Below are 815 nucleotides of genomic sequence, written 5' to 3' on the forward strand. Positions count from 1 at the left end.
AAATCTGGCGCTGTCCCATGGGCGCCTCCTATGAGGGCGTTCGGCCATCAAGCAGTACAGACGGCATCTTCGAAGCGTTCTTCAAATCTAACAGTGCAAGACCGCGCCAATCCTTCGCTACACACGAAGTCGCCGGCCTTGATGAGCCAATATTGGCCGCTTGGCGAACGGCAGACGCAACTGAACACCTTGTTCCCTTCGACCAGACCCTCCGACTCGTTCAAGATCGAGCGGACATCGATATCAGCGGACCTGATTTCAACTTCGTACGATCCATTCGGGTCTTTGATGTCCGGCATGCGCAACAGCACGAATCTGGAAGCGACGACGACTGCAGACGTAGCGCCACCGTGGTCCTTGGCACCTACGGAACCCAAGGCGATTTCGCTTGGCACAGCTCTTCCGTAACTGCCCTGCCCGAAGCACATGTGGGACTTGAACGATGGGGTCAGAATTGCCCGACTATCTATCATCGATCCGTCTTCGTCGATTGGCGTGACTACGAGGGCAACTACGGCTTTGAGCAGGTGAACTACTGATCCGACGCCAATTGGCTCCGTCTGAAGACCGATGTCGCGAACATCTGCGATGGCGCCCTGCGCGCTTCGGTATCGAAGAGAAGCTTGGCACTTTGGCAAACGACGCGGGAATGCCCTGCTCAGCCGTTCTCGTCTCTTCCGATCCGGGTCAATATGTCGAAGTCGATTTCCTGTTTCTGTTCCGCAGTGAGATCCGGCCGGATTTCCGACACCGGCTGGGGCCCGTGGACGTCCCACATCACCGCGTGCCCGCCTGTACTCCAGCGATAAACCCAA

Annotated in this window: 1 protein-coding gene; it reads left to right on the forward strand. The window is 57.1% G+C overall.

The features are described from left to right. On the forward strand, window positions 1-539 hold a 539-nt coding region (locus EP376_RS22660), incomplete at its 5' end, for a hypothetical protein (protein ID WP_240652498.1). Window positions 540-815 lie beyond the last annotated feature (276 nt).

This window comes from Alexandriicola marinus, assembly GCF_004000435.1.
In the GTDB taxonomy this organism is placed as follows: domain Bacteria; phylum Pseudomonadota; class Alphaproteobacteria; order Rhodobacterales; family Rhodobacteraceae; genus Alexandriicola; species Alexandriicola marinus.